Genomic DNA, 4,028 nt, shown 5'->3' on the forward strand with positions numbered 1-4,028 from the left:
CGGGCCCGCCCTGCACGGGCGCATACCCCTGCGGCAGGTGGACGGTCTTGGCCTCCAGGTAGGAGTCCAGCCCCTCCGGCCCGAACTCCCGGCCGATCCCGGAGTTCTTGTAGCCGCCGAACGGCCCCTTGAAGTCCAGGCTGAAGGTGTTCACCGAGAACGTGCCGGTACGGACCCGCCGGGCCACCCCGATCCCGTGCTCCACATCCCCGCACCACACCGAGCCGGACAGCCCGTAGTCCGAGTCGTTGGCGATGCGCAGCGCGTCCGCCTCGTCCTCGTAGGGGATCAGGCAGACGACCGGGCCGAAGATCTCCTCCCGGGCCACCCGCATCCGGTTGTCCACGCCGCCGAGCAGGGTGGGCTCGACGTACCAGCCCTTGGGCTGGGCCGCGGGCACTCCCCCGCCGGTGAGCACCTTGGCGCCCTCCTCCTGGCCGATCCTGATGTAGTCCAGGTTGCGCTGCTGCTGACGGCGGGTCACCAGCGGCCCGAGCTGGGTGGCTTCCGCCAGCGGGTCGCCGACCACCAGCGCGTCCACGGCGGCGACCAGCTGCTCGGCGATGTCGTCGTAGCGGGACCTGGGCGCCAGGATGCGGGTCTGCGCCACGCAGGCCTGGCCGTTGTTCATGTAGGCCGAGCCCATCAGGCTGGTGACGGCGGCGGGTACGTCGGCGTCCGGCAGCAGGATCGCCGCCGACTTGCCGCCGAGCTCCAGGGTGACCCGGGTGAGGTTGCGCGAGGCCACCTCCATGATCCGCTTGCCGGCCGCGACCGAGCCGGTGAAGGAGACCTTGTCGACGCCCTCGTGTCCCACCAGGTACTCGCTGACCTCGCGGTCGGCGGGCAGGATGCTGAGCACCCCCTCCGGAAGCCCGGCCTCGCGGACGATCTCGGCCAGGATGTAGGAGTCCAGCGGGGTCTCCGGCGAGGGTTTGAGGATCACCGCGCAGCCAGCGATCAGCGCCGGGGCCAGTTTGGCGGCGGCCACGAACTGCGGCACGTTCCACGGGACGACGGCGGCGACCACACCCACCGGCTCGCGCCGCACCATGATCGGGCCGAGTACCCCGGTCCGGTGCTCCTCGAAGGAGAAGTCCCTGGCGGTGGAGATCGCCGCGTCCCAGATCATCATCGGGCCGTAGGCCTGGGCCAGGATGGACCAGGAGTACGGCGAGCCGTTCTCCGAGCTGATCACCCGGGCGATCTCGTCCGCCCGCGCGGCGATGCCGTCCTTGATCCGCTCGGCCACCGCGAGCCGCTCGGCCAGCGGCATCCGGGGCCAGGGCCCCTCGTCGAAGGCCTTCCTGGCGACGGCGACGGCCCGGTCGACATCCTCGCGGGAGGCGTGCGGCACCCGCCCGATGACCTCCTCGGTGTGCGGGGAGACCACCTCGATGACGTCCCGCCCGGCGGGGGCGACCAGCTCGCCGCCGATGAAGAGTTCGCCGTACTCCACTACCTCGGCCATGCCGTCCTCCGCATCGTCCTGACGACCCGTCACTTACGGCGGTTGATAGAACTGATACCAGTTCTACTTATTGAGGGCAACGGTCGTGCAGTAGGCTGCCCGACTAGTTGCCTTATACATAGAACACGTTCTATACAGCGGCCCGGGAGAGGACGGCAGCATGGCCCCCACGGAGAAGCCCCCGCCCCCGCCGACCCAGGACCTCGGCGGCGGGGTGTGGAGCATCACCGTCCCCATCCCGGACAACCCCCTCCGCTACACCCTCGTCTACCTGCTGGAGAGCGACCGCGGGCCGGTCCTGGTCGACACCGGCTGGGACGACCCCTCCGGCCGCGAGGCCCTCGCGGCCGGCCTGGCCGCCGCCGGCCACACCCTCGCCGACGTCCACGGCGTCCTGGTCACCCACCACCACCCGGACCACCACGGCCTCTCCGGCCATGTCCGCGAGCAGTCCGGCGCCTGGATCGGCATGCACGGCGCCGAGGCCGCCGTCGTCCGCGCGCTGCACACCCACAGCTCCGGCCGCTGGGTCAGCCGGATGGCCGAGCTGATGCGCGGTTCGGGCGTCCCCCAGGAGCACCTCGACGGCCTGGGCCACTTCGGCAGCGCGAGTGCGCCGCTGGCCGACACCCTCCCCGACCGCGAGCTGGTGCACGGCGAATCGGCCGGGGTGCCCGGACGCGGAGTGCGCGTCATGTGGACCCCCGGGCATACCCCGGGCCATGTCTGCCTCTACCTGGACGAACCGGACCGCCCCACCCGGCTGCTCTCCGGCGACCACCTGCTGCCCACCATCAGCCCGGTGGTCAGCCTGTATCCCGAGGCTTCCTATCCCGGGAACGAAGCGGGCGACGACCCCGCCGACCCGCTCGGTGACTTCCTCGACTCCCTGGAGCGGATCGCCGCGCTCGCGCCCCAGGAGGTCCTGCCCGCGCACCAGTACCGCTTCGCCGACGCCCCCGGACGCGTCCGGGACCTGCTGGACCACCACGCGGTCCGGCTGGCCGAGCTGCTGGTGCAACTCAAGCACGAGCCACTGACACTCTGGCAGTGCGCCCAGCGGATGCACTGGAACCGGCCCTGGGACGAGCTCGGCTTCGTCGCGCGCCACCTGGCCCTCTCCGAGGCCGCGGCGCACGTCAGACGGCTGGTGAAGACCGGCCTGGCCGAGGAGACCGGCACCGGCGACCCGCAGTACTTCATCGCCGCGGACTGACCGGGACCCGACGGGGTGAGGGCGGGACCAGTCGCACGGTCCGGATACAGTGGCCGCACAACTTGATCCCGCTCCATCCGCCCCCTGACGGGGGAAGCCGGTGCGATTCCGGCACTGACCCGCAGCCGTACAGTCGGAACACCCGTCAGAAGGCGAGCGGCACCGTCGAGGTCTACGGTCGCCAACCGCTCACCGAAAGGCTCCACCCATGCTCACCGCCGCCCGCCTGGGCGCCGTCGCGCTGTCCGCCGCCGTCCTCACCGGCACGGCCGCCCCCGCGTTCGCCGCATCGGACACCACGAGCGCGAGCCCGGTCCGCATCCCGGCCGGGCTGTACGGCCTCAGCGACCCGACCTATGACGGAGTCTGGCGGCAGGGGCTGAGCCTGCTGGCCCTGCACACCCAGGGAGTCACCCCGGCCGCCTCGGCGGTCAGCTGGCTCACCGGCCAGCAGTGCGCGGACGGCGGCTGGCCCTCGTACAACGCCGACCCCGCCAAGGGCTGCACGGCCGCCACCGAGGACACCAACTCCACCTCCGCCGCCGTCCAGGCGCTGGTCGCCCTCGGTGGCCACGACGACGCCGTGGCCAAGGCGGTGGCCTGGTACAAGAAGGTCCAGAACGCCGACGGCGGCTGGTCCTACAACCCTGGCGCGGCCAGCGACGCCAACTCCACCGGCGTGGTCGTCAGCGCCCTGGCCGCGGCCAAGGCCGACCTGGCCTCGGTGGCCAAGGGCGGAAAGACCGCGCTGGAAGGACTGCACAGCTTCCAGCTCGGCTGTTCAGCCGCCAGGGCCGAGCAGGGCGCCTTCGCCTACCAGCCCGACAAGAGCGGCAAGCTGGTGGCCAACGACGTCGCCAGCGCCCAGGCGGCGCTGGCCACCGGCAGCGGCTTCCTCCCCGTAGCCCCGGCGGCCCCGGCGGCCGGGGCCGCGTCCGCCGCCTCCGCCTCTGCCACCTCCGGGGCGAGTTGCTCGGACTCCCAGCAGTCGGCCTCCCAGTACCTGGCCGGACGACTCGGCTCCGGCGACGAGCACCTGACCAGCCAGTTGGCCGGCGCCAGCCCCGCCCCCGACTACGCCAGCACCGCCTGGGCCGCCCTGTCGCTGGCCGGCAGCGGCCGCCCCGCCGACGCCAGGAAGGCGGTGGAGTGGCTCAGCGCCAACAGCGCGGCCTGGGCCAAGGGCGCCGGCGCCTCCGGCTACGCCGTACTGATCCTCAGTGCCCACGCCACCGGCGTCGACCCGACCCACTTCGGCGCCTCGAACCTGGTCGCCCAACTGGAGGCGGCCGGACCGGCCCCGGCCGGGACCGGCGCGGCGAGCGCAACCGCCGCCGCCGC

Annotated in this window: 3 protein-coding genes and 1 riboswitch; of the genes, 2 read left to right on the forward strand and 1 reads right to left on the reverse strand. The window is 72.7% G+C overall.

Features of this window, described 5'->3' with window-relative positions:
- The coding region (locus TR46_RS15755) for an aldehyde dehydrogenase (RefSeq protein WP_063770599.1) at positions 1-1,471 on the reverse strand (1,471 nt) is incomplete at its 3' end.
- 160 nt (positions 1,472-1,631) lie between these two features.
- Between TR46_RS15755 and TR46_RS15760 the strand changes: the two genes are divergently transcribed.
- Both TR46_RS15760 and TR46_RS15765 read left to right on the forward strand, forming a co-directional pair.
- A complete protein-coding gene (locus tag TR46_RS15760; protein ID WP_042400717.1) occupies positions 1,632-2,687 on the forward strand; it encodes an MBL fold metallo-hydrolase in 1,056 nt (351 codons plus the stop codon).
- A gap of 74 nt (positions 2,688-2,761) precedes the next feature.
- Positions 2,762-2,839: riboswitch (adenosylcobalamin-variant (AdoCbl-variant) riboswitch) on the forward strand.
- 56 nt (positions 2,840-2,895) lie between these two features.
- On the forward strand, positions 2,896-4,028 hold a 1,133-nt coding region (locus TR46_RS15765; RefSeq protein WP_052432845.1), incomplete at its 3' end, for an SCO2321 family membrane protein.

This window comes from Streptacidiphilus carbonis (assembly GCF_000787775.1).
GTDB lineage: Bacteria > Actinomycetota > Actinomycetes > Streptomycetales > Streptomycetaceae > Streptacidiphilus > Streptacidiphilus carbonis.

Bases quoted from the DNA above. Each gene is read 5' to 3' on its own strand.
- TR46_RS15760 (WP_042400717.1), top strand. From the start codon at position 1,632: ATGGCCCCCACGGAGAAGCCCCCGCCCCCGCCGACCCAGGACCTCGGC.